Source organism: Lentzea sp. NPDC004789 (assembly GCF_053601075.1).
Genome location: NZ_JBSGBE010000007.1, coordinates 346,068 through 369,658, shown reverse-complemented (window position 1 = coordinate 369,658; position 23,591 = coordinate 346,068). Strand labels below are relative to the sequence as shown.

General features: G+C 70.3%; 22 protein-coding genes. 14 read left to right on the top strand and 8 right to left on the bottom strand.

Annotation, left to right across the window (positions count from 1 at the left end):
• Window position 1: 1 nt before the first annotated feature.
• The 6 genes from ACWEIJ_RS19300 to ACWEIJ_RS19275 all read left to right on the top strand — a co-directional run bounded on the left by ACWEIJ_RS19300 (window position 2) and on the right by ACWEIJ_RS19275 (window position 7,755).
• Window positions 2-526 carry a YbaB/EbfC family nucleoid-associated protein gene (locus ACWEIJ_RS19300; protein WP_449838528.1) on the top strand — a complete coding sequence of 175 codons (525 nt, stop codon included), beginning with the start codon at window positions 2-4 and terminating at the stop codon, window positions 524-526.
• A gap of 34 nt (window positions 527-560) precedes the next feature.
• On the top strand, window positions 561-866 hold the full coding sequence (locus ACWEIJ_RS19295; protein ID WP_449838527.1) for a type VII secretion target: 306 nt from the start codon (window positions 561-563) through the stop codon (window positions 864-866).
• Window positions 866-5,266: a hypothetical protein gene (locus ACWEIJ_RS19290; protein WP_449838526.1), complete on the top strand. Its 4,401-nt coding sequence runs from the start codon at window positions 866-868 to the stop codon at window positions 5,264-5,266. Before ACWEIJ_RS19295 ends, ACWEIJ_RS19290 begins: the two co-directional genes overlap by 1 nt.
• Window positions 5,259-6,149, top strand: a complete 891-nt coding sequence (locus ACWEIJ_RS19285; protein ID WP_449838525.1) for a hypothetical protein — start codon at window positions 5,259-5,261, stop codon at window positions 6,147-6,149. Before ACWEIJ_RS19290 ends, ACWEIJ_RS19285 begins: the two co-directional genes overlap by 8 nt.
• Before the next feature lie 78 nt (window positions 6,150-6,227).
• A complete protein-coding gene (locus tag ACWEIJ_RS19280; protein ID WP_449838524.1) occupies window positions 6,228-7,130 on the top strand; it encodes a hypothetical protein in 903 nt (300 codons plus the stop codon).
• A 79-nt stretch (window positions 7,131-7,209) separates the two neighbouring features.
• Window positions 7,210-7,755 carry an HdeD family acid-resistance protein gene (locus ACWEIJ_RS19275; protein ID WP_449838523.1) on the top strand — a complete coding sequence of 182 codons (546 nt, stop codon included), beginning with the start codon at window positions 7,210-7,212 and terminating at the stop codon, window positions 7,753-7,755.
• Here ACWEIJ_RS19275 and ACWEIJ_RS19270 read toward each other — a convergent pair.
• A complete protein-coding gene (locus tag ACWEIJ_RS19270; protein ID WP_449838522.1) occupies window positions 7,697-8,866 on the bottom strand; it encodes a glycosyltransferase 87 family protein in 1,170 nt (389 codons plus the stop codon). The genes ACWEIJ_RS19275 and ACWEIJ_RS19270 overlap by 59 nt on opposite strands.
• 156 nt (window positions 8,867-9,022) lie before the next feature.
• On the opposite strand from ACWEIJ_RS19270, the gene ACWEIJ_RS19265 reads away from it, so the two are divergent.
• The 4 genes from ACWEIJ_RS19265 to ACWEIJ_RS19250 are packed head-to-tail and all read left to right on the top strand — an operon-like array spanning window position 9,023 to window position 12,048.
• Window positions 9,023-9,607 (top strand): DNA-binding protein, encoded by a 585-nt coding sequence (locus ACWEIJ_RS19265; protein WP_449838521.1) that lies wholly within the window; start codon window positions 9,023-9,025, stop codon window positions 9,605-9,607.
• A gap of 28 nt (window positions 9,608-9,635) precedes the next feature.
• A complete protein-coding gene (locus tag ACWEIJ_RS19260) occupies window positions 9,636-10,292 on the top strand; it encodes an RES family NAD+ phosphorylase (protein WP_355436287.1) in 657 nt (218 codons plus the stop codon).
• 4 nt (window positions 10,293-10,296) lie between these two features.
• The gene (locus tag ACWEIJ_RS19255; protein WP_449838520.1) at window positions 10,297-10,644 is read left to right on the top strand and encodes a hypothetical protein; all 348 of its coding nucleotides are present in this window, start codon (window positions 10,297-10,299) and stop codon (window positions 10,642-10,644) included.
• A 42-nt stretch (window positions 10,645-10,686) separates the two neighbouring features.
• A complete protein-coding gene (locus ACWEIJ_RS19250) occupies window positions 10,687-12,048 on the top strand; it encodes an NAD(P)/FAD-dependent oxidoreductase (RefSeq protein ID WP_449838519.1) in 1,362 nt (453 codons plus the stop codon).
• Here the strand turns inward: ACWEIJ_RS19250 and ACWEIJ_RS19245 are convergent.
• Window positions 12,038-13,897, bottom strand: coding sequence for a S9 family peptidase (locus ACWEIJ_RS19245; RefSeq protein ID WP_449838518.1), 1,860 nt, complete (start codon window positions 13,895-13,897; stop codon window positions 12,038-12,040). The genes ACWEIJ_RS19250 and ACWEIJ_RS19245 overlap by 11 nt on opposite strands.
• 89 nt (window positions 13,898-13,986) lie before the next feature.
• Between ACWEIJ_RS19245 and ACWEIJ_RS19240 the strand changes: the two genes are divergently transcribed.
• The gene (locus tag ACWEIJ_RS19240; protein ID WP_449838517.1) at window positions 13,987-15,192 is read left to right on the top strand and encodes an amidohydrolase family protein; all 1,206 of its coding nucleotides are present in this window, start codon (window positions 13,987-13,989) and stop codon (window positions 15,190-15,192) included.
• Here the strand turns inward: ACWEIJ_RS19240 and ACWEIJ_RS19235 are convergent.
• On the bottom strand, window positions 15,189-16,190 hold the full coding sequence (locus ACWEIJ_RS19235) for a TerC family protein (RefSeq protein WP_449838516.1): 1,002 nt from the start codon (window positions 16,188-16,190) through the stop codon (window positions 15,189-15,191). The two genes, ACWEIJ_RS19240 and ACWEIJ_RS19235, sit on opposite strands and share 4 nt — an antisense overlap.
• Before the next feature lie 370 nt (window positions 16,191-16,560).
• Between ACWEIJ_RS19235 and ACWEIJ_RS19230 the strand changes: the two genes are divergently transcribed.
• Window positions 16,561-19,383, top strand: coding sequence for an alpha/beta fold hydrolase (locus ACWEIJ_RS19230; protein ID WP_449838515.1), 2,823 nt, complete (start codon window positions 16,561-16,563; stop codon window positions 19,381-19,383).
• 374 nt (window positions 19,384-19,757) lie between these two features.
• Complete coding sequence (locus tag ACWEIJ_RS19225) at window positions 19,758-20,684, top strand: ABC transporter permease (RefSeq protein ID WP_449838514.1); 927 nt, start codon at window positions 19,758-19,760, stop codon at window positions 20,682-20,684.
• On the opposite strand, the gene ACWEIJ_RS19220 is transcribed toward ACWEIJ_RS19225, so the two are convergent.
• Entirely contained in the window at window positions 20,681-21,073 is a 393-nt protein-coding gene (locus ACWEIJ_RS19220; RefSeq protein WP_449838513.1) for a VOC family protein, read from the bottom strand. The two genes, ACWEIJ_RS19225 and ACWEIJ_RS19220, sit on opposite strands and share 4 nt — an antisense overlap.
• Window positions 21,074-21,129: 56 nt before the next feature.
• Here ACWEIJ_RS19220 and ACWEIJ_RS19215 point away from each other — a divergent pair, with 56 nt between their 5' ends.
• Complete coding sequence (locus ACWEIJ_RS19215; protein ID WP_449838512.1) at window positions 21,130-21,510, top strand: VOC family protein; 381 nt, start codon at window positions 21,130-21,132, stop codon at window positions 21,508-21,510.
• On the opposite strand, the gene ACWEIJ_RS19210 is transcribed toward ACWEIJ_RS19215, so the two are convergent.
• The 4 genes from ACWEIJ_RS19210 to ACWEIJ_RS19195 all read right to left on the bottom strand — a co-directional run bounded on the left by ACWEIJ_RS19210 (window position 21,507) and on the right by ACWEIJ_RS19195 (window position 23,576).
• Window positions 21,507-21,854: an MmcQ/YjbR family DNA-binding protein gene (locus tag ACWEIJ_RS19210; RefSeq protein ID WP_449838511.1), complete on the bottom strand. Its 348-nt coding sequence runs from the start codon at window positions 21,852-21,854 to the stop codon at window positions 21,507-21,509. The two genes, ACWEIJ_RS19215 and ACWEIJ_RS19210, sit on opposite strands and share 4 nt — an antisense overlap.
• A 7-nt stretch (window positions 21,855-21,861) precedes the next feature.
• Window positions 21,862-22,293 (bottom strand): MarR family winged helix-turn-helix transcriptional regulator, encoded by a 432-nt coding sequence (locus ACWEIJ_RS19205; RefSeq protein ID WP_449838510.1) that lies wholly within the window; start codon window positions 22,291-22,293, stop codon window positions 21,862-21,864.
• 50 nt (window positions 22,294-22,343) lie between these two features.
• A complete protein-coding gene (locus ACWEIJ_RS19200; RefSeq protein ID WP_449838509.1) occupies window positions 22,344-22,778 on the bottom strand; it encodes a hypothetical protein in 435 nt (144 codons plus the stop codon).
• 177 nt (window positions 22,779-22,955) lie between these two features.
• The gene (locus ACWEIJ_RS19195) at window positions 22,956-23,576 is read right to left on the bottom strand and encodes a hypothetical protein (RefSeq protein ID WP_449838508.1); all 621 of its coding nucleotides are present in this window, start codon (window positions 23,574-23,576) and stop codon (window positions 22,956-22,958) included.
• Between the last annotated feature and the right edge of the window lie 15 nt (window positions 23,577-23,591).

The following is a 23,591-nucleotide window of genomic DNA, read 5'->3' as shown; positions in this document are numbered from 1 at the left end:
GGTGCCCGAGGACATCGCCGGGTCGGAGCAGATGCTCGCGAACTGGAACCAGAACATCCAGGAACGCGCCGCTCGCTACCAGGAGATGGCGACGCGCGTGCAGGGCATGACGATCTCCGAGCGGTCCTCCGACGGTTCCGTCGAGCTGACCATCGGCTCCAACGGCATCCTGCAGAACCTCGTGATCAACGAGTCGGCCGCCGGCCGGCGCATGGCCGAGATCAGCGGCGAGATCATGAAGCTGTTGCAGCGCGCGCAGTCGAAGATCCCCGCGCTGCTGCAGGAGGCGATGGCCGAGACCATCGGCACGCAGGACGAGACGGCCAACGTGCTCTTCAACGAGGCCAAGAAGAACTTCCCGGCGCCGCCCGCGGACGACCCGCCCGCGCGTTCGCCGTACGACAACAACGAGATGAACTTCCGCGTGGACGACGACACCCCGCCCCCGCCGCCGCCTCCTCCCGTGCGCCGCCGCCGATCGTCGGATGACGACGACGACTTCGGCGGGCAGTCGGTGCTCCGCTGATCTTCTGTCCGTTGCTCGAACTTGAGGGGGTTCGATGACCGCCGGTGGTTTCAACGTCACCTCGGACGTGCTGGAAGCGCCCGCCAAGGCCCTGGAGGGCCTGCACGGACGGTTGCAGGCGGCCGTGGACGCGGCCAACACCGTGTCGATGCCCACTGACGCGTACGGGATCATCTGCCAGCCGTTCCGCATGCTGCTCGACCCGGTCGAGAACTGGGGCCTGAACGCGCTGAAGGGCGTGGCCGAGGCGATGGACTCCACCTCCAAGCGCGTCACCGAGACCGCCAAGCACTACCAGGCCGTCGAGGACCAGATCGCCACCACGCTGAAGGGCTTCTGATGTCCACACCGAACCCGTTGGTGGCTCAGGAGCCCAAGGAACCGTCCGGTTTCTTCAACGCCGGTACCGGTGACAACGGCTGGGCGACGGGTTTCTCGATCGCCGACTCCGCGGTCGACGCCTACAAGGGCATCTCCGAGGGCAGCTGGATCGAGGGCGGCCTCGGCGTGGTCGGTCTCGTCGCCGACGCCGCCTCGATGGCCATCGACCCGTTCGGCACGCTGCTGTCCTCCGCCGCCTCGTTCCTGATGGAACACATGCAGCCGTTGAAGGACGCCCTCGACTGGCTGGCCGGCGACCCGCCGGTGATCCAGTCGTACTCCACGACGTGGGGCAACGTCTCGCAGGAGCTCGGCAAGGTCGCGGCCGACTACAAAGCCGCCGTCGACGCCACCGCCTCGTGGACCGGCGCCGCCGGTGACGCCTACCGCAAGGCCGCGGGCGAGCAACTGGACGCGTTGTCCGGCGCGGCGTCCACCGCGGGTTCGGTCGGCACCGTCGTCGGCGTCATGGGCATGGTCGTCGGCTTCGTGCGCGAGATGGTGCGCGACCTGATCGCCGACCTGGTGGCCAAACTCATCACGTGGGTCCTGGAAGCCGTGTTCTCACTGGGCTTCGGCACCCCGGTGATCGTCGCTCAGGCCGTCACCGCGATCTCCAAGTGGGCCACCCGCATCGGTGAGCTGATCCAGAAGCTCATCAAGACCATCAAGAAGGTCTCGCCGCTGCTCGGCCGCCTGACCGAGATCTTCACCAAGATCATGAAGGTCGTCGGGAAGCTCGCCGGCAAGGCGACCGGCCTCGACGTGATCTCCACGAAGTCCATCAAGCCGGGCGGCCTCTTCCACCGCACCGACACCCCGGACCTCTCGCCTTCCGGCGGCCACGGCACCCATTCGTCCACACCGGACTCTTCACCGTCCACTCCGGACGGACCGTCCCGCACCCCGGACAGCTCTTCACAGACCCCCGACAGCTCGCCCGACGGACCGTCGCGAACGCCGGACAGCTCATCTCCGTCGTCCTCGCACACGCCCGACACCTCGGCACCGTCGCGCACGCCTGACAGCTCGGCACCGTCGCGCACGCCTGACAGCTCGTCGCCGTGGCGCACTCCCGACAGCTCGTCGCCATCGCACGCGCCCGACAGTTCGGCACCGCCGTCGGCGCCGTCTCCCTCACGAACCCCCGACAGTCCGCCGACCCCGACGCGCACGCCGGACAGCTCGTCCCCCGACGCACCGACCCCGTCGCGGGCCCCGGACAACACCCCGCACACCGCCTCCACCCCGGACACCCCGCCCCCGCCGCGCAACACGGGCCAGACCGTCTCGTCCTCGGTGGCACCCCCGGTCGAGGCCCCGACCCGGCCCGACGCCCCACACGCCCAGTCCCGCACCCCGGACACAGCGTCGACGCCACCCCAGGCGGCCCCGATGGGCGGCGGTGCCCCGAACGCCGGCGGCAACACGCCGTCCACCCCACCCGCAGGCCGCCCCGCACCCGGAGGCCAGGGCTGGACCGGCACTCCGGGCAGCCGAGGCGACCTGGGCTCCAGCACACCCGCACCACGCTCCCCCGACCTGTCGACGTCCGCCTCCCGCGCCGACGCCCCGTCCCGCCCGACCTCAGCGCCATCGGCACCCGCGGCCCCGTCCTCGATGCCTTCGCCCCCGAGCGCTCCCGCCGCAGGCACACCACACGCCCCGTCCACCCCGAACGCACCCCGCAGCGACGCTCCGATGCGTCCGCAGCCGTCGACACCAGGGGCCCCGCACACCAACGGTCCGACCGCCCCCTCCCGACCCAATGCGCTTCAGGGCGGCCCGAACGCCCCTTCGCGCCCCGACACGCTGTCTCGCCCCAATGCGCCGAACAGCGGCACCACGGCCCCGTCGTCACGACCAGACGCACCGCACGCCCCGTCGCGCCCCGACGCTCCGGGTCCCAACGCACCACACGGCGGCCCCCAGGCACCGTTCCGTCCTGACGCACCGCAGGGCGGCCCCAACACGCCATCGCGACCAGACGCACCACACGGCCCGAACACACCGTCACGACCCGATGCACCGCAGGGCGGCCGCACCGCCCCGTCACGGTCCGACGCACCACACGGCCCCAACGCGCCGTCACGTCCAGACGCACCACACGGCCCCAACACGCCATCGCGCCCCAACGCGCCACAAGGCGGCCCCAACGCGCCGTCGCGACCCGACGCACCACACGGCCCCAACACGCCATCGCGCCCCAACGCGCCACAGGGCGGCCCCAACGCACCGTCACGTCCAGACGCACCACACGGCGGCCCAGCCTCCCCCTCCCGCCCCGATGCACCGCACCGCCCAGACGGCCCGTCCCGCCCCGACGGCCGCGGCCCCGCCAACCGTCCCGACGGCTCAAGGCCGCACAGCCCGGACGGCACCCGCCCCCGCGCCCCCGAAACACCCCTGCCCGCGCACCGAGGCCCGAACACCGACGCACCCCACCGCGACCCAGGCGCCGACACACCTCACCGCGGCCCCGACGCACCCCACCGGAACCCGGACACCGAAGCACCCCACCACGGCCCGAACGACAAGCACGACGGCACCCCGGACAAGCCGCACGACCCCGACAAGCCCCACGACGGCGACCCGAACGACCCGAACGGCGCGCACGACCCCGATGCCCCGCCCGCGGACCGCCCCTCCCCCGAGGAGGCGCACGCCCGCCACGCGGAGAGCACCCCGGCCGGCGTCTCCCACCACGGCGGCGACACCGACATGGGCGACCTGCCGCACCGGGTGCCCAACGACCCTCGCTACTTCACCGCCGACGTCCACATCACCCCGGACGGCCGCGCGCGCATCGGTGGCCACGACTACACGGCCGCCGAGTACGCGGACATGTTGCGGCGCAGCGGTTACGACGGCAGCCGGCCGGTCAGGTTGATCGGGTGCGACGCGGGCAGCAACGACTTCGCGCAGCAGTTGTCCCGGCACCTCGACGCGCCGGTGCTGGCGCCCACCAAGCCCGCTTGGACCGACGCCCACGGCCGGGTGTTCACCAGTGACGTGGAGGTCCACCCGGACGGCACCCGTCAGCCGCGGATCCCACCGGACGGCCAGTGGGAGACGCACCACCCGGACGGCACCAGGACCCGTGCCGGCGAGGACGGTTACGCGCCCGGCAGCGAGCACCACGACGGCACCGACGCCGACGGTGCGCAGGACCGCGCCGCGCGGCCGGGCGACCGGGAAGTTCCGACGCACCAGGACATCGACTGGCGCGAGCCGGAGTACGACCACTCCCGCCCGCGCACGGTCAACCCCGGTGAGCCGTTCTTCGACCCGCCGCGGCACACGCCCGACCTCGAACCGCGCACGAGGTACGAGGTCACGGACGCGAACGGGCGGCAGACGCACGTCTACACCGACGGGTCCAACCCGCCGCGCGTCATCGCCATCGACGCCCACACCAGCAACACCCGCACCGGGTACGACGGTCGCATCGACAACCCGGACGCCAGCTACACGCAGCCGGACGTCGACTACCGGGTGCACGCGGGCGGCGAGCCGTTCACGTTCCACACCGACGCCAACGGCAACCCGCAGTTCGACATCGACAACTTCAACGCACCGGACGGCCCCGACTGGCAACCCGGCGGCGCGCACTACCGCACCGACACGTGGGATCCGAACGGCCCGCCGTTCAGCCGGCGCACGGACCTCGAACCCGACCGCGTCTACCACGTCACCAACTCGGAGACCGGCGACTGGCACGGCGACTTCTACACCGCACCGGAGCTCACCCCGGACGGCAGGTCGCAGTTCACGCACATCGACACGTGGACCGACAAGAACCCGGAGCTGGGCGACGCCAGCACCAGGCGGGCGGTCGACGTGCGGCCCACGGACGGTCTTCCGCTCCCGGAGACCCGCTACCAGGTCGACGACCGCTCGTTCCACACCAACTCCTACGGTGCCGGCACGGTCTCGTACCCACCGGACTACTCCCCGCAGAACCACCCGCCGCGTTACGGCGGCGTGCAGACCCCCGTGGGCAAGATGGGCGAGTACGACGTGCCCACCGGCGGCGGGTACCGCGGCGGACACACCCAGGCACACGCCGAGGGCGGTATCAACGAGGCGCTCGGCGTGGTCCCGCAGAAGTGGAACGAGAACAACATCAGGCTGCCGGAGAAGGACCCGACGAGCCCCTACGAGAACAGCTGGGCACGGGCGGAGAAAGACCGCCTGGAGGCCCACACGAAGCACAACGAGGACGTCACGCGCGTCCGGGTGTTCCCGTCGCAGCAGTCGACGGGCCTCACGCCGCATCGTGTTTACTGGATTGATCAACGGGTGCACCCGGTGACCGGACAGCCAGTCGTCCACTACAGGAGCCACGACAATGTCTGACCCCCGGCCGTCCCAGGCCGAGCGCTACGAGATCGCCGGCCAGATCCTCAACTGGGTCGGCGGCAAGCTGCTCGAGGACATCGGTCCGGACTGGGCACGCGTCGACCTCAAGGTGTCGATGGCGGCGAACGTGGACGACTACCAGTTCGCCACGCTGAACCAGGACGGGTCGGTGCGGGAGCGGGAGCTTCCCGTCGACCAGTTGCGCCGGCCGTTCTCCGACCTCCGGGAAGTGCTGTGGGAGGAGGAGAAAGGCACCTGGTTCTCCATCCGGTACACGATCGACCCACCCGGCAACTCCCAGACCGAGTACAACTTCGAGGTCGACCCGGTGTGGGATCCGCCGATCTCACCGGACGTGTGGGCGAAGGACCTGGAGATCTTCCCGCGCGCGGAGAACTGGCGGCCGCGCTGGCTGCTGCGGGAGCTCAACCCCGGACTGGAGCTGCCGAGGGTGGAATCGGGGGATGTGCCGGTCAACGTCATGTACTCCAGGCACGTCGGGCAACAGGTCAAGCAGACCGCGCCGACCGGGTGGACGTACGCCCAGGTGCAGTTCCGCGAGATCGGGGACCACGCCGAGTGCACCGCGCTGGTGCGCGACCTCACGGGCCGGATGTTCCAGTGGGCGCCGCCGCAGGCCGTGACCGAGCGGTTCCGGGAGTTCCGCGCCTCGATGGAAGGCCCGCAGACCACCTGGTGCACCGCGCGACTCGACGTCGAGTACACCGGCCGGGAGAACCTGAAGTTCGACCGCACCGCGGAGCCGCAGTGGATCACCCCGCCGCCACCCGAGGCGTACCTGGAGGAACTGCGCCGGGCCGGCTCGGCCGACGTCCTGCCCGACTGGCTGCGCGCGCGGCTGGACGAACTGGGCCTCTGAGTTCCGGTCCACCCACGCGAACATCGGCCGCCCGATAAGATCAGCGGGGTTTGCACGGGGAAGAGGGGCGAGGACCACATGAGCCAGCCGGCGACACCGCTGAGCGAGCAGGACCAGCAGCAGTTGGTGCGGCAGATCGGCCGTGCCATGCTCCCTGCCGTACCGCAGGGCTGGCAGCGCATCCGGGCCGAGTACCGCGCCGCGGGCAGGCACATCGAGGTCGACCTGGCGTTCTCCGGTCCCGACGGCCAGCTGCGGCCGGTGCGCCCGCCGATGGACGTGGTGCAGATGTTCGGCCAGCTGCGCGGTGGCATGTACCACCCCGAGCGCGGCACGTGGCTCAGCGCGACGTACGAGATCGAGGCGCCCGCGGCGTTCACGGTCGACTTCAACGCCGAGGACGAGCCGCGCTGGCGCAACGTGCCGCCACCCATCGGTTTCCGCGACGAGCTGCAGACGTTCCCCCGTCCCGACCGGCTGATCCCGGACTGGTGGCGCCAGCGCGTCGGCCTGCCGCCGCTGCCCGCGCCGGAGCCGGAACCCCAGCCGCAGCAGGAGTACCAGGTCCCGCCGCCGAGCCAGGCACCGCAGCCGGACCAGCCGCAGACGGGCGAGCTGCGGACCGCGCGCGTGTACGACGGCAAGAGCGACGACGGCCGGATCGTGGTCAACCGCCAGCCGATCGACCCGCAGCTGGTCGACGGGCTGCTCGCCTACCTGGAGTCGGCGCCGGTCGTGCTGGCCGCGCGCAGCTACGACCTCGACGAGTTCTCGCAGAGCGGTGAGCAGGACGTGCCGCTCAACTTCCGCACCGACGGCACCTGGATCTGGGCCGGCGCCGTGCCGCACTACCTGCGCAAGTACGGCCTGCCGCCGGAGCCGGAGCTGGTCGCGCACGTGGTGGCGCGCGGTTTCCAGGTCGGCGAGGTCAGCGACCAGACGCAGGACCGCGCGGTGTCGATCATCACTGGGCAGTCCTGAACGGATCAGCCCTGAACAGATCAGCACCGGACGAGGGGTTCGGGTTGCCGACCCCACCGGCAGCCGAGACGATCCAGCCATGCAACGGTGGTGGCTCTTCACGGTGCGCGGAGTGTTCGCTGTCCTGTTCGGCCTGGCGGCCCTGATCTGGCCCGGCCTCACCCTGCTCGTGCTGATCATCCTGTGGGGCGCCTACGCGTTCGTCGACGGCGCGATGATGCTGTACCTGACGCTGACCCACAAGGAGTGGCCCGCCCGCTGGGCGCTCGGCCTGATCGGCCTGCTGGGCCTGGTCACGGGTCTGGTCGCGTTGTTCTGGCCGGGCATCACCGCGACCGCGCTGCTGCTGCTGATCGCGGCGTGGGCGCTGGTCACCGGCGTGCTGCAGATCGTCGACGCCATCCGTCTGCGCAAGGTGATGACGAACGAGTGGTTCTACGTCGTCACCGGTGTGCTGACGGTGCTGCTCGGCATCATCCTGGTCGTGAACCCGGCCGCGGGCGCGCTCGCGTTCGTGATCACCATCGGCGTGTTCGCGATCCTGTGGGGCGTGGTGCTGGTGCTGTTCAGCCTGCGGTTGAAGCAGCTCGACGGCGGTCTCGCACAACCCGCACCGCGAGTGTGACCAGCACGGCGACCCCGACGAACACGTAGAGGTTGCCGATCACCTGCTGCCACCACGCCCAGCGCTGCTCGACGTCGTTGTCGCGCGGGAACAGCCAGTGCGGCCCGATCGCGAACACCGCCACGACCGCCCACGGCGCCCAGTGGCGGCGCAGCGGCGCGCGCGACAGCAGCACGAGCGCGGGCGCGATCCAGATCCAGTGGTGCCCCCACGACACCGGTGAGATCAGCAGCCCGCCGATCGCCACGACGAAGAACGCCTCGACGTCACCGAGCTTCGAGGCGAGCCACCACACCGTCAGCACGACCACCAGCGACAGCACGGCCCACACCGCGACCTGCGTGCCGTTCTCCAGCCCGAAGCGCGCCAGCGTGCCGCGCAACGCCTGGTTCGACGCGTAGGTCAGGCGCCCGACGCGGCTGGGGTCGAGCAGCGCGTGCGTCCAGTACTCCTTCGCGTCGCCGAACGCGATCACGAACCCGAGCACCCCGAAGACCAGGAACGACGCGATCGACACGAGCACGGGCCGCCACTGCCGGCGCGCCACGAAGTACAACGCGAAGAACGCCGGCGTCAGCTTGATCGCGGCCGCCAGCCCGATGAGCGCGCCGCGCGGCCACCACCGGGCCCGTTCCAGCAGGCAGTCGGCCATCACGAGCACGCCCAGCAGCAGGTTGATCTGCCCGAACCAGAGCGTCTCGCGCAGCGGGTCGAAGAACGACGCCACCGCCGCCGCGCCCAGCCCCCACTTCACGGCCTCCGGCCCCCAGCCGAGCACGCGCTGGGCTGCGATCAGGCACAACGCGGTGAGCATCGCCAGGTTCGCCGCCGCCACCACGAAGATCGCGACGACCAGCGGCACGAGCGCCAGCAGGCTGAACAGGGCCGCGGCCGTCGGCGGGTAGGTGAACGGCAGGTCAGGACCACCGAGCGGCTTCGCGAAGCCCTCGACGTAAAGGGGCAGGCCCTGCAGCAGCGCGGCCCCGCCGTTGCGGTAGACGCGCAGGTCGAGCGACCACCCCGGCGGGCGAACCATCACGTACGCGAGCGTGGCGACCATGACGGCGGCCCACGCGAAGACGACCCGCTTGGCGCCCCGGTCCAGCTGCATCGGGAAATGGTAGCGATGTGCCAGATGAGGCCCACGTCACCGTTCTGGACCGCAAAAACCCACGTAGCGTCATTGCGTGACCGCGCACCGTCGAACGTTCAGGGTCAATGCGCTCGCAAGGCGCACAAATGCGCACGCGCGAGATATTCTGTGCGCATGAGTCCCGCGCTGGAGACAGTGCTGGCCAAGGCCGGCCTGCAGGTGAGCCCTGACGAGTTCCTGGCCCTCGTGACCGACGCGGCGCGCAGGCTCGCTCCACCACACCCGGAACCGGCCACCTACTTCACGCCGGACCAGCAGGCGGCACTCGCCGACGTGGGCCTCGACCTGTCCCCGGCCGACCAGTCCGACGCCCGCCCGCGCACCCGGACCGTCGTGGCGCACGCCGTGCTGCGCGACTCGGCGCTGACCGTCAACGAGGCGGCGCGCCAGCTGCAGGTCGACACGAGCCGCATCCGGCACCGTCTCGGCGTCGGCAGGCTCGTGGGCTGGAAGGACAGGGGCAGCTGGCGGCTGCCCGCGTGGCAGTTCGCGGGCACCGGAGTCCTGCCGGGCCTGGAAACCGTGCTGGCGGCGATCCCGTCAGACCAACCGGCACTGGTCGTCGCCGCGTTCATGACCACCCTCCAGGAGGACCTGCCCGTCGACGGCGAGCCCGCGACCCCGCGCGACTGGCTCCTCGCCGGAGGAGACCCGCGCCGCGTCGCCGACCTGGCCTCCGTGCTCGGCACCCCCGCCTGAGCGCTCCCGAACACCCGACAGGACCCGAATGTCACGGCTTCCGCAGCCGCCTGCCCCTGCCGTGCTGCAAGCGCACCTGCGCCGCACCGAGGACGTGGTGGCCGTCCACCGCGCCACCCGTCTGGTCCGCGTCTTCACGGCCAAGGGCTCCCACCCCCAGCGCTGGAACACGTTCCGCTACACAGGCCCGCTCCCCCACGCCCGCTTCGACGCGCAACAACCGGCCGAAGACGGCAGCCCGGTCCAGGACCACGAAAACGGCGTCCTCTACTTCGGACTGTCCGTGCGCACCTCGATCGCCGAGGTCTTCCAGGCCACGTCGATCGTGGACCGCCGCACCCGCAGTCCCTTCCTGGTGGTGCTGCGTCCCCGGCGCACTCTCCGGTTGCTGGACCTGGGCGGCCTGTGGCCCACGCGGGTCGGTGCGTCGCAGGAGATCTCCACCGGGCCGAAGCTGGTGACCCAGGCCTGGTCGCGCGCCATCCGGGCGGCTTATCCGGAGCTGGACGGGCTCTGGTACCGGTCGTCGATGGACTCCGGTGACCCGGCCATCTGCCTGTGGGACCCGCCTGGCGCCTCCGGGCTGCCGGCCGCGCCGGACGTGCTGCTGCCGTTGGACCATCCTGGGCTCGACCTGCCGCTGGCGCGGGTGTGCGAGGAGCTCAACTACACGCTGCTGGGGTGATCACGTGAAGATGCCGGAGAACACGGCGCGAGCACACCGGCTCGAAGCGTGGACCACCGCAGGCGACCTGCTCGGCACCTGGGAAGGCGCCTCGGCGACCGCGACTCTGGAACTGGTGGCGTCCTTCCCTCCGGGAGAAGGCATGCGGTGCTTCAACCCCGGCTACGCGATCTGGGCCTGCACGGCGGACGACGAGCTGCTGTTCGACCTCGAGTTCTGCTACCGGTGCAACTGGGTGGGCGTGCGGGAGCCCGGCCAACGGCAGCACCTCCTGCCGTTCGACCCGAACTCCGTGCCGGCGAAGGAGCTGCTGGCCCGCTTTCAGGCTTTCGAGCTGTCCACTCGGGACTGAAGGCCCTGGTACTCCGATCGGCCGCATACCTAGCCTGAGCGGATGCGGTTCGCGATCGCCGGGGGTGGTGTGGCCGGGCTGGCCGCCGGCCTGGCGGTGGCGCGCGCCGGGCATCGGGCGGTCGTGGTGGAACGCGACCACGTGACCGCGCAGGACGGGCCGGAGGACGCGTTCGACGTCGTGCGCAAGGGCATCCCGCACTTCCAGCAGCCGCACACGTTCCTGCCGCGCGGGCGCAAGGTGTTGCGCGAGCTCGCGCCGGACGTCATCGACACGCTGCTCGACGCGGGCGCCGAGGAGCAGGACCTGGCCGCGCGGCTGTCCGGTCCGCGGCGGTCCGGTGACGAGGACCTGGTCTACCTCTGGGTGCGCAGGCCGATGGTCGAGTGGGCGCTGCGGCGCGCCGCCGCGGCCGAACCCGGCGTGCAGCTGGTCTCGGGCAGGCAGATCACCCACCTGGTGCCCGGCGCGAGCGGGTTCCACCTCGACGACGGCGAGGAGATCTGCGCGGACGTCGTGGTCGACGCGCTGGGCCGGTACCGGTGCCCGGCCGGCTGGCCGCGCGCCCAGGCCGAACCGACCGAGTGCGGCTCGATCTACTACTGCCGCTACTTCGAGCTCGTGCCCGGCGCCGAGCACCTCGCGGGGCCGTGGCTGCTCAACCCGCGCGGCGACCTCGGGTACATGGGGTTCAACACCTTCCGCGGCGACAACCGGACCTTCGCGGTGATCTTCATCGTGCCCACCGCGGACCACGAGCTGCGGGTGCTGAAGGACAACCGCGCGTGGGAGGCCGCCGCCAGAGCGTGTTCGCCGCTGGACGTGATGACGTCACCGGACCACGCGCGGCCCATCACCGACGTCATGCCGATGGGCGGCCTCGCCAACATCGACCGCACGAGAGGTTCCGGCGTGCCGGGGCTCGTGCCCGTTGGTGATGCGCTGTGCCACACCAATCCCATGTTCGCGTACGGGCTGTCGTTCTCGTTGGTGCACGCGCAGGCGCTCGCCAAAGCCAGCGCGCACACCACACCGCGGGACGTCTCGGAGGCCTACCTCGCCGACGTCGGTCCGGAAGCCCGTGAACGCCACGCCTTCTCGCTGGAGTTCGACGCGGCGCGCAACGCGGCCTGGAGCGGCACGCCGGTCGACGTCAGCCGCCGCGACGGCTGCTATCCCCTGTTCTCCTTCGCCGCGGCGCTGGCCGCGGCACCGCACGACGACCACGTGCTGCGCCGGACCGTCGGCCGCATCGGGCTGCTCGACCGGCTCTCGGTCTTCGACACCGACAGCGACCTGCACGACCGCATCGAACGGATCTGGCCGCGGCTCACCCGCACGCCGGCCGGGCCGCCGCGCGAGGAGCTGCTCCGCCTCGTCAGCGCGGACCTGGTCAGTCCTTGAGGTGGCGGTCCCACCACTCCAGCACGGCGTCGAAGCGCTGCTTGCGGTGCCGCGGCTGGCCGGAACGGGTCAGCTCGTGGCCTTCGCCGGGGAAGATCAGCATCTCGGCCTCGACGCCGCGCCGCCGCAACGCCACGAACATGCGCTGCGCCTGCTCCAGGGGGCAGCGCCAGTCCTGTTCGGAGTGGACGACCGCGAACGGCAGGTTGATCTTCTCGGCGTAGGTCAGCGGCGACATCGCGCGCTGGACCTCGGGATCGGGGCCGCAGTAGGCGTCGGCGAAGAAGTAGCCGATGTCCGAGGAACCCGAGAAGGAGTCCCAGGCGTTGACGGCGCGCTCGCTCCAGGCCGCGCGGAACCGTTCGCCGTGGTGCGCGGACAGCCACGACGTCATGAAGCCGCCGTACGAGCCGCCCATCACGCCGACGCGCTCGGAGTCGCAGTCGGGACGGGCCAGTGCGACGTCCAGAAGGGACAGGACGTCGTCGACGTCGACCGTGCCGAACCTGCCGATCACCGCCTGGCCGTGGGACTGCCCGTACCCGGCCGAGCCGCGCGGGTTCGGCAGCACGACGGCGTAGCCGGCAGAGGCGTAGACCTGGGCCTCGTCGAAGAAACCCCAGCTGTGGTACATGAACGGACCGCCGTGCACGGCCAGCACGACCGGGTGCGGGCCGTCGCCGTCGGGCAGCACGAGCCAGCCGTGCACCGGGTAGCCGTCGGAGGCCGAACCGGACAGCTCGACGACCCGGCGCGCGGCGACCGACGGAAACGCCGTGCGCACACCGGTTCCGACGAACTCGACCTGACCAGGACTGTCCGGGGTGGACACGACGGCGATCACAGTGGACCCGTCGGTCGCGAAGGACTTCACCGCGGCCGAGGCACCGGCCAGCACCTCGCCGGGACCGCCGTCGAACGGAATCCGCCGCAGCTCCAACGCGCCACGGTTGCGCACGACGAGCAGCACACCGGAGGCGTCGGCCACGGGCTGACCGGAAAGCCGTTCCACGTCAACGGTTTCGGCATCGGTGAGGCGGACGGGAGAAGAGCCGTCCAGCTCCGACCGCCACAGCCCCTGGTTGCGCGCCACCGCGTCGATCCCGGTGAACTCGGTGCCCAGCCAGTACAGCGAGGACCCGGCGACGAACGGCATCGAGACCTCGCCGGGGCCGCGCACGAGCAGCGAGACCTCGCCACCGGCAGCGGGAACGGTGTACAGGTCGCCGTGCAGGGTCTCGACCGCGCCGAGGTCGCGCGGCGCCACGAACACCAGCGTCGACTCGTCGATCCAGGCCGGGTCGGAGACGTCGAACGACCCGTCGGTCAGCTCGGACACCGCGCCGTCCAGGTCCACGACGTGCAGGCGGGTGCGGCGGTCGGCGAGGAAACCGACGTCGTCGACGCGGTAGTCCAGGCGCGTGATGCGGCGCGGCGCCTCGGCCTCCGGGCCGTCGTCGGTCGTGCCGTAACGACCGGCCTCTGGCACGCGCGCCACGAACGCGATCCGCGACGAGTCCGGCGACCACACGGGAGCACCGGCGCCGAGCGGCAGATCGGTCAGGCGGCGGGGTTCGCCGCCGTCCACCGGGGCGACGTACAGCTGCGGCTTGGACTTTCCGCTGACGCGCAGGAACGCGACCGAACGACCGTCCGGCGAAATGCGCTGCGCATTGTCGCGATCACCGTGTGTCCACGGCGTCGTGGTGCCGTCCGGGAACACCCGGTGCAGGCCGCCCCGGTAGGTGTTCGAGTCGAGGTCGGGCGTGGCGATGCTGACCAGCACCAGGTCCCCGGACACGGCGAGGGTGCCGGGTGTGGTGAGCAGCGACAGGTCTTCGGGGCGCACGACCAGGACGCTAACAGAGCTTGTTAGCAAAGCTCAGCACCGGTTGTTGACCGATCACAAAAATTGACTCGCCGCATAGATTTCCGCGTATGACGCGCATCGTGTTCTCCGGGGGCAGGGTCTTCACCGGCCGGGCGAGCGAGCCCGGCGACGTGGTGGTCGAGGGCGACCGGATCGTCGACGTGGGCATCGGGCTCGACGGCGACACCGTGGTCGACGCGACCGGCCACACCGTGCTGCCCGGGCTGTTCGACTGCCACGTGCACTTCATGTTCAGCGGCGCCGATCTGGTGCGGTCGCTGAACACGCCGTTCTCGCTGCCGTTCTACGAGGCGATCGGGAACATGAAGGCCACGCTGCGGTGCGGCATCACCACGGTCCGCGACGCGCTCGGCGCCGACCTCGGTGTCGCGGAGGCGGTCCGGCGCGGCCTGGTGCAGGGACCACGCATGCAGATCGCGGTCAACATGGTGTCGCAGACCGGCGGCCACAACGACGACTGGATGCAGTGCGGCGCGCACATCTCACCGCCGCTGCACCCCGGCCTGCCGAACACGGTCGCCGACGGTCCCGAGGAGCTGCGCAAGGTCGTCCGCACGCTCGTCCGGCACGGCGCGGACATCATCAAGATCGCGTCGAGCGGCGGCGTGATGTCACCGCGCAGCAACCCTCGCCACGCGCACTTCCGCGACGAGGAGATCGCGATGATCGTGCAGGAGGCGAACGCCGCGGGCATCGCGGTCATGTCGCACGCCATGAGCGGCGACGGCATCCTCACCGCGGTGCGCAACGGCGTCCGGTCGATCGAGCACGGCGTGTTCCTCACCGACGAGGGCGTCGAAGAGATGATCAAGAACGGCACGTGGCTGGTGCCGACGCTGATGGCACCGCGCATGGTGCTCGACCAGGCCGCGGCGGGCGTGGCGATCTCGGACGTCATCCTGGACAAGGCTAAGTCCGTTGTCGCGCAGCACTTCCAGGCGTTCCAGAAGGCCCACCAGGCCGGTGTGAAGATCGCGATGGGCACCGACTCCGGCGTCGGGCCGCACGGCGACAACCTCAACGAGCTGACGCTGATGGTCGAGTACGGCATGTCGCCGGCCGAAGCGCTCTACGCGACCACCACGTCGGCCGCCGAGCTGATGCGCCTCGGAAACGAGCTCGGCGAGCTCGCACCGGGCAAGCTCGCCGATCTCGTTCTCGTGGAGGGTGACGCCGAGCAGCACGTGAAGGCCGGCACGCTGAAGCAGGCGATCCGCGCCGTCTACCAGAACGGCGTCAACGTGCTCGGTTAGTTGTTTGCGCCCACGTGCTTCGCGGCCTCCGGGTCGCGCTTCACCTTGAGGAGGCTGGCGATCGTCGTGATCGCCAGCACGCCGACGATCACCGACAGCGAGACCTCGATGCCGATCGTCGGCACGTGGAAGGGCTCGCCGCCGTTGAGGAACGGCAGGGTGTTGGTGTGCAACGCTTCCAGGATCAGCTTCACGCCGATGAAGCCCAGGATCACCGACAGGCCGATCGAGAGGTAGACGAGCTTCGACAGCAGGCCGCCGAGCAGGAAGTACAGCTGGCGCAAGCCCATCAGCGCGAACGCGTTGGCCGTGAACACCAGGAACGGCTCCTTGGTGAGGCCGAAGATCGCGGGGATCGAGTCGAGCGCGAAGAGCAGGTCGGTGGAGCCGATCGCGACCATCACGATGAACATCGGGGTCACGAAGCGCTTGCCGTCGATCTTGATGAACGACTTGGCGTCGTGGAAGTCGGGCGTCACCGGGAAAACCTTGCGCACGATGCGCAGCATCAGGTTCTCCTTGAACTCCTCGTCCTCGTCGTCGTGGTTCTCCCGCGCCAGCTGCCAGCCGGTGTAGATCAGGAACGCGCCGAAGATGAAGAACACCCAGCTGAACTTGCTGATGAGCGCCGCACCGGCCGCGATGAAGATGCCGCGCATGACGAGCGCCAGCAGGATGCCGACCAGCAGCACCTTGTGCTGGTGGATCGCGGGCACCTTGAACGTCGTCATGATGATCAAGAAGATGAACAGGTTGTCGACGCTCAGCGAGTACTCGGTGATGTACCCGGCGAAGAACTCCGTGGCGTACTGGCCACCGGAGAAGTACCAGATGCCGAGACCGAAGAGGGCGGCCACCGCCACGTAGAAGACGACCCAGCGGGCGGCTTCACCGATCGTCACCTCATGGGGCTTTCGATCGACGATGACGAGGTCCACAGCCAGCAGAACGAGCAGACCTGCGATCGTCGCGATCCACATCCATGCGGGGACGTTCACAACCCAACCTCCGGGATTCTCGGGCGCACGCCAAATAAACCCGGAGGTCTCCTCCGCCGCCGAGACGATCTCGCTGAGACCCTCTCGCACGACCGACGGCACCGGAAGCTCCACGCCGAGCTCCGTACTGACGACACCGCCGCTTAGGGAGTACTCCCCTCCATGCTGCGTCAACATTGTGCTCCACGGACACCGGTTAGCGCCACACAGGGTGAGCAGACCCACGCAAGCAGGACGAATGGGAATACGGAGCGTGTCGTTCGGGTTGGAACCGCCGCTACCTGAAGGCCCGCTGAAGATCGACTCATGCTGAGACCGGGAGCGGATCCCGACAGGCCGTTCTCAGCAAAACTCGCATATCGTCAGCGCTGTGTCCCGCCTCTCCCGCCTTCGCGGCAGGTGGACGATCCCCGCATTGATCGTGGTCCTCGCCCTCGTCGCAGGTGGCGTGTACTTCACTCGATCCGGGGACGACCCCGTGGCCGTTCCCTACAAAGAAGCGAACATCGACGCACCTGAGAGCCCCGACAGCACTCAGACGGTGACGATCGAGACGCGTCTCTACCTCCCCCAGCACACGCCCGCGCCCGCGATCATGCTCGCGCACGGTTTCGGCGGCAGCCTGCGCAGCGTGCACACCCAGGCCGAGGAGTTCGCCCGGCGCGGCTTCGTCGTCCTGACGTGGTCCGCGCGCGGTTTCGGCCGCAGCACCGGCCAGATCGCGCTGAACTCGCTCGACCGCGAGGTCCGCGACGCCCAGAAGCTCCTCGACTTCCTCGGCACCCGTGACGAGGTGCAGAAGGACAGCGCCGGCGACCCCCGCGTCGGCGTGACCGGCGCGTCCTACGGCGGCGCGCTGTCGTTGCTGCTCGCCGGTGTCGACAAGCGCGTCGACACGCTCGTGCCCGTCATCACCTACAACGACCTGGCCCAGGCGCTGCTGCCGAACTCCGCGTCGGCGTCGGACCGTTCGGACACCACCCCGGCCACCACCGCGTTCGGCGAGGACGGTGTCTTCAAGCGCTCGTGGGCCGGCATCTTCTTCTCGGCGGGCATGACGTCGATCGACCTCTCGTCCCCCACGGGTGAGGCACCGGAGACGGGCCAGACGGAGTCCCAGCAGCCCGCCGGGCAGCCGGGCGGCTCAGGCGCCGCGGGTCAGCCGCCCACGCCGTCGTTGGGCGCGTGCGGCCGCTTCACCCCCGAGGTGTGCCGCGCGTACACGGAGGTCGCCACGACGGGCCGCGCGTCGCAGCAGACGCTGGAGCTGCTGCGCAGGTCGTCCCCGGTCGCCGTGACCGACCAGATCAAGCAGCCGACGATGCTGGTGCAGGGCGAGCAGGACACGCTGTTCGGCCTCGACCAGTCCGACGCGACCGCGCGCCAGATCAACGCGGCCGGCGGCAAGGTGAAGATGGTCTGGTACGCGGGCGGCCACGACGGCGGCAACCCCGGTGCCTCGCTGCGCGGTGAGATCGCCGACTGGATGGCGTTCCACCTGCAGGGCAAGGGGAACGACCCCGGCACCGGCTTCGAGTACACGGTGCAGGGCGCGTTCCGCTCGTCCGGCGCCCCCTCGTTGCGCACGGTCGTCGCGCCTTCCTACCCAGGTCTCTCCGGCGGTTCCACCGAGCGCAGGACCGTGCAGCTCAGCGGCCGCGAGCAGGTGGCGGTGAACCCGGCAGGCGGCAACCCGGCCGCGATCAGCAACCTGCCGGGCCTGGGTTCGGCGCTGTCGCGCTCGGCGGCGATCTCGTCGCGGTTGTCGCTCGACCTGCCGGGTCAGGCGGCGGTGTTCACGTCGGACGCGCTCGACTCGCAGCTGCTGCTGACCGGTTCGTCCACGGCCAAGCTGCGCGTCGCGCGCGGTGACCAGGCGTCCGGCGAAGCGATCCTGTTCGCGAAGCTCTACGACGTCTCGGCCGACGGCACGCGCGTCCTGCCGGGTTCGGCGGTCGCGCCGTTCCGCGTGGCGCTGCCGCCGGACGGGTCCGCCGCCGAGGTGACCGTGACGCTGCCGCCCGCGGTGCGCCCGGTGGAGAGCGGGCACAAGCTCGCGCTGGTCGTGTCGACCACGGACCAGGCGTTCGCGAACGCCGCACAACCCGCCGCGTACCGGATCTCGCTGGCGTCCGACTCGCTGTCGGTGCCGGTCGTGCCGGGCCGCAACGTGACGACCGGCTTCCCGGTGGGTGCCCTGTGGGGCATCTTGATCGCGCTGCTGGTGCTGATCGGCGCCGGTGTCATCGCGATGTTCCGCCGCCGGCTCGCCCAGGACTCGGACCCCGAGCTGTCGTCGGTGCCGCTCGTGATCTCCGGTCTGACCAAGTCGTACCCCGGTGGTCTCACCGCGGTCCGCGACCTGTCGTTCCGCGTGGAGCACGGTCAGGTGCTGGGGCTGCTGGGTCCCAACGGTGCCGGCAAGACCACGACCCTGCGCATGGTGATGGGCCTGATCCATCCCACCGAGGGCAACATCCGCGTCTTCGGCCACAAGGTGACGCCGGGCGCGCCCGTGCTGTCGCGCATCGGTTCGTTCGTCGAGGGTTCCGGCTTCCTGCCGCACCTCTCCGGCGCGGCGAATCTCCGGCTCTACTGGGCGGCGACGGGCCGGCCGCTCGAAGAGGCGCACGTCGAGGAGGCGCTGGAGATCGCGGGCCTCGGCGACGCCGTGCACCGCCGCGTGCGCACGTACAGCCAGGGCATGCGGCAACGGCTCGCGATCGCCCAGGCGATGCTCGGTCTCCCGGACCTGCTGATCCTGGACGAACCGACCAACGGCCTCGACCCGCCCCAGATCCACCAGATGCGCGAGGTCCTGCGCCGCTACGCCGCGGCGGGCCGCACGGTGCTGGTGTCGTCGCACCTGCTGGCCGAGGTGGAGCAGACCTGTTCGCACGTGGTCGTGATGCACAAGGGCAAGCTCGTCGCCGCGGGCGAGGTGGCCGACATCGCGGCGGGAGGCGGCGAGGCGACGTTCCGCGTCGACTCCCCCTCGAAGGCGGCCGACGTCCTGCGGGGCCTCGAAGGCGTGCACGACGTGCACGAGGACGAGGGTGCCGTGCACGCGTCGATGAACGGCGTCCCGCGCGCCGCAGCACTTTCGGCGTTGGTCGCCGCGGGTGTGGCGGTGGACCAGGCGGGTCCGCGACGCAGGCTGGAAGACGCTTTCTTGGAGCTGGTCGGTGAATGACTTCCTGATGGCAGCGGCGTCCGCCACGGCGGGCGCCCAGGCCGAGGCAGAGGTCCCCTCGTCGAGCGCGCAGACGTTGCTCGCCGGCGAAGGGGGTCCCCTTGACTCAATTATCCCAGCCGGCACCGACAATTTCGGAGCGGAGGTGAACCGGTGACCGAGCACGCTCCCGCAGGCGTCCCCTCCGAACCGGCGCAAACGCCGCCCACTCGGCAAGGGGGACCCCTGGTTCCATTCTCCCAGACGACACCGACAGTTCCGGGCGGCAAGCGTCGCGAACGGACCGTTGACGCCGGCGTCCCGCACCCGGCGAAAGCGACCCTCACCGCGAACCCCAACCGCACGAAGGCACCGGCGCGGCAGGAGGTGACCAGGTGAACGAGCACGACGTCCACACCGACCCCGGCGCGATCACCGAGCTCACCGACGCCGCCGCCCACCAGCACACCGAGGTGGCCCCGGACGGCTCGGCGGTCGGCTACAAGGCCGGCCGGACGCTGCGAATCCGTGTGGAGCTGCAGCGGCAGATCCGCCGTCGCAGGACCCAGTTCGTGCTGGGCTTCCTGGTGCTGCTGCCGTTCATCCTCGCCCTGAGCTTCGAGATCGGCCAGTCCGACCCGAACCGGCGAAGCGGCGGATTCGTCGACCTCGCCACGGCCAGCGGCATCAACTTCGTGGTGCTCACGCTGTTCGTGAGCGGCAGCTTCCTGCTGCCGATGATCGTGGCGCTGTTCTTCGGCGACACGATCGCGTCAGAAGCGTCCTGGTCGAGCCTCAAGTACCTGCTGGCCGCACCGATCCCACGGCACCGGCTGCTGCGCCAGAAGGCGATCGCGTCCGGCATCCTCAGCTTCTTCGCCCTCGCACTCCTGCCGGCGGTCGCCCTCGCGGTGGGCGTCATGTGGTACGGCGCGGGCGAAGTGGTCAGCCCGACGGGCGAGGCGGCACCGTTCGCCGACGGCGTGGTCGGCATGGGGCTCGCGGTCTGCTACATCGCGATCAACCTGTTCTGGGTCGCGGGGCTGGCGCTGTTCCTGTCCGTGTCCACCGACGCGCCGCTCGGCGCGGTCGGCGGCACGGTGCTGGTGTCGATCGTGTCGCAGATCCTCGACCAGATCCAACCGCTCGAGGACCTGCGCAACTACCTGCCGACGCACTACGCGATGGCGTGGGCCGACCTGCTCTCGACCGATGTGGACTGGTCGGAGATGGCGCGCGGAACGTTCTCCGCGCTCGTCTACGGCGGCATCTTCACGTTGCTCGCGGCACGTCAGTTCAAGACGAAGGACATCACGAGCTAGCTGACGCAGAACTCGTTGCCCTCCGGGTCGAGCATCACGACCCAGTGGCCCGTCTGGCCCTTGTGCTCACGCACGCGTGTGGCGCCCAACGCGACCAGGCGGTCCACTGAGTCGAGCCCGGCCCGGACGTCCAGGTGCACGCGGTTCTTCGCGGTCTTGCCCTCGGGCACGCGCTGGAACAACAACCGCGGCCCCTGGCCGTCCGGGTCGATCAACGCCGCGTAGTCGTCGGCGGAGTCGAACGGGATGTTGTTCTTGGTCGCCCACTCCTCCCACGTGGCGAAGCCGGGAGGCGGCGGCTGCGTCACGTAACCGAGTGCCTGCGCCCAGAAGTCGGCGAGCTTCGGCGGGTTGTTCGCGTCGAAGGAGACCTGGAATTCAGTAGCCATGCGGCGACCGTAGAGACCAATGCGGACAACGAGTGTCCGGAGTAGCGTGCCGTCTCATGTCACGTCCTGTGCACTTCGAGATCCACGCCGCAGATCCCGAGCGAGCGCGGAACTTCTACTCCTCCGTCTTCGGCTGGAAGATCGAGCAGTGGGGCGACGCGCCCTACTGGATCATCACCACCGGCGACGACGACCAGCCCGGCGTGAACGGCGGACTGCTGCCGCGCCAGGGACCCGACCCAGCACCCGACGCACCCGTGCACGGTTTCGTCATGACGATCAGCGTGATCGACATCGACGCGACCATCGCGGCCATCGAGGTCAACGGCGGCACGGTGGCGCTGCCCAAGGACAAGATGCCCGGCGTCGGCCTGCTCGCCTACTACAAGGACACCGAGGGCAACATCTTCGGCATCCTGCAGCCGGAAGAGCGTTAAGCCGGTCTCTTCCGCTTCGGCAACCGCGCGACGACGGCCTCGTAGGAGGCGTCGACCAGCTCCAGCAGGTCGTCGTCGGGCACCGATCCCTTGAGCGCGATGGTGTTCCAGCCGTAGCGCCCGACGTACCCGCTGACCGTGATGTCATCGGGGAAGCGCTCTCGCCACGGCGCGGCGGCCTCGGCGTCGGCCCCGCACTTCAGCCCGACGGTGTGCACGTCGAGGCCGATGAACGCGAACGCCTTGCCTCCCACCTTGCACACCAGTTCGGCGTCGCCCCACGGATACGTCTCCTCCGCGCCCGGTTTGCCGGCGCAGTAGGCGATCAGCTCGTCCAGTGTCACAAGGGGATTATCGCGCGCCGAACACCGAGACGAAACGTGTGAGCAGCTCCGCGAACGTCACCCGTTCCTCGTCGGTCCAGTCCGCCATCGCCGTCGCGCACGCCGCCTGCCGCGCCCGGTGCAGCTCAGCCGAGGTCGCCCGGCCACGCGGCGTGCGGACGAGCAGCACCCGCCGCCCGTCCGCCTTGTCCGCGACCCGCGACACCAGCCCGGCGTCGACCGCGCTCGTGACGAGCTTGCTGGCCCGCGGCTGGTCGACGTGCAACGCCGAAGCCACACTGGACACCGTCGCCTGGGCACCGGTCCGCTCAGCCGTCTCCACGACGTCGAGCACGTCGAAAGCCGGTACGGCCAGCTCAGCGAGCGCTCGTCGGGACTGACTGCGCCGCATCGCGATCAGCGCCTGCTCCACCGCGGCGAGGTGGGTTTCCACGTCCACCGAGAGATCATGGCCGTTCTGCGTCCTGACGAAAGCTGTCAGCCGACATCTCACCCCAGAGGGCGATTTACGCCGTAGGCGCGGATCGTCTTCTGCTCAACGGAGTTACCCGCCGCATCCACCGCCTTCACGTTGAGCGACACGAACTCCACCCCGTCCGGATGCGGCACGAGCGCCTTCCAGCGCGCCCTGGCACCCACCACCGGCACGCTCCGCCACGTGGCGCCGTCGTCCACCGACGCCTGCACCGTGACGCTCCTGACCTCCGCCGCCCCGGCCGGTGCCCGGTTCAGGTCGTCGAACGCCCCGGAGATCCGCAGCGTCGGCACCGGCAGGTAGACGTTCCCTTCGGTCCTGCCCGACACGAACTCGAACCGCGCCGCCATCTTCGGCGCGAACGGCGTCCGCTTGGGGCTCCGCGCGGCCTCGACGTCCAGCACGTACCGCGCTTCCGCCTCCGGCAGCCCGGAGAAGCTCAGGAACACCCCCGTCGTTCTCCGCGAGCACCTTACCGTCCACAATGGACAATCGAGTCCGCGCCTGCACGTAGGGCGCCCCGAACACGAACTCGTCCGACGCGCCCGGCTCCCCCGGTGCGAACGGCCAGTGCTGGACGTACCCGTTGTTCCCGGACCGCATGAGCCCGTGGAACCCGCGCAGATTCAGATCCGTGGACGCCACCACGCTGTTCCACGACCGCACCCCGCTCCTCCCACCGGTGAACACCGGCCGTCCGGCGCTGATGTGCCCGAGGTCCAGCGGCGTCCCGAAGGTGACCGACTGCCCCTTGACGTAGAACGGCGAGGACGACCGCGACCCGTCCGCGGCGACACCCCGGTCTGCACCCGCACACCCCCGGCCGGGTACACCGCGTCGATCCCGACGAACTCCCGCACCACCGCCCGATCGAACCACGCGCCGACCTCTTCACCTTGCCGCGCATCGATCGTGATGGCCGTTGGCCGGTCGAGCACGATCTTCCCGGTGCTGGCCCACGTGTGCTCGCCGTCCCCGTGCACCAGCGCGTCGACCGAGTAGACGCCCTTCGGCAGCCGCAACGTCGTCACCGTCAGCTCGTACATCTCGGCCTCGGCGGTGAACCCCACCGCGACCGCGATGCCACCCACCACAACCCGTCCCCCGCCGGGAACCACGATCTCCTCGGCGCTCACCGTGATCGCCGCCTGGTCAACCGAAACCGGCAACGTCACCGCCGCCTCCGACGAGTTCCGAAACGACAGCTTCCTGGTGATCGGCGGCAGCTGCCGATGCGGGAACCGCAACACCCCGAAACTGAG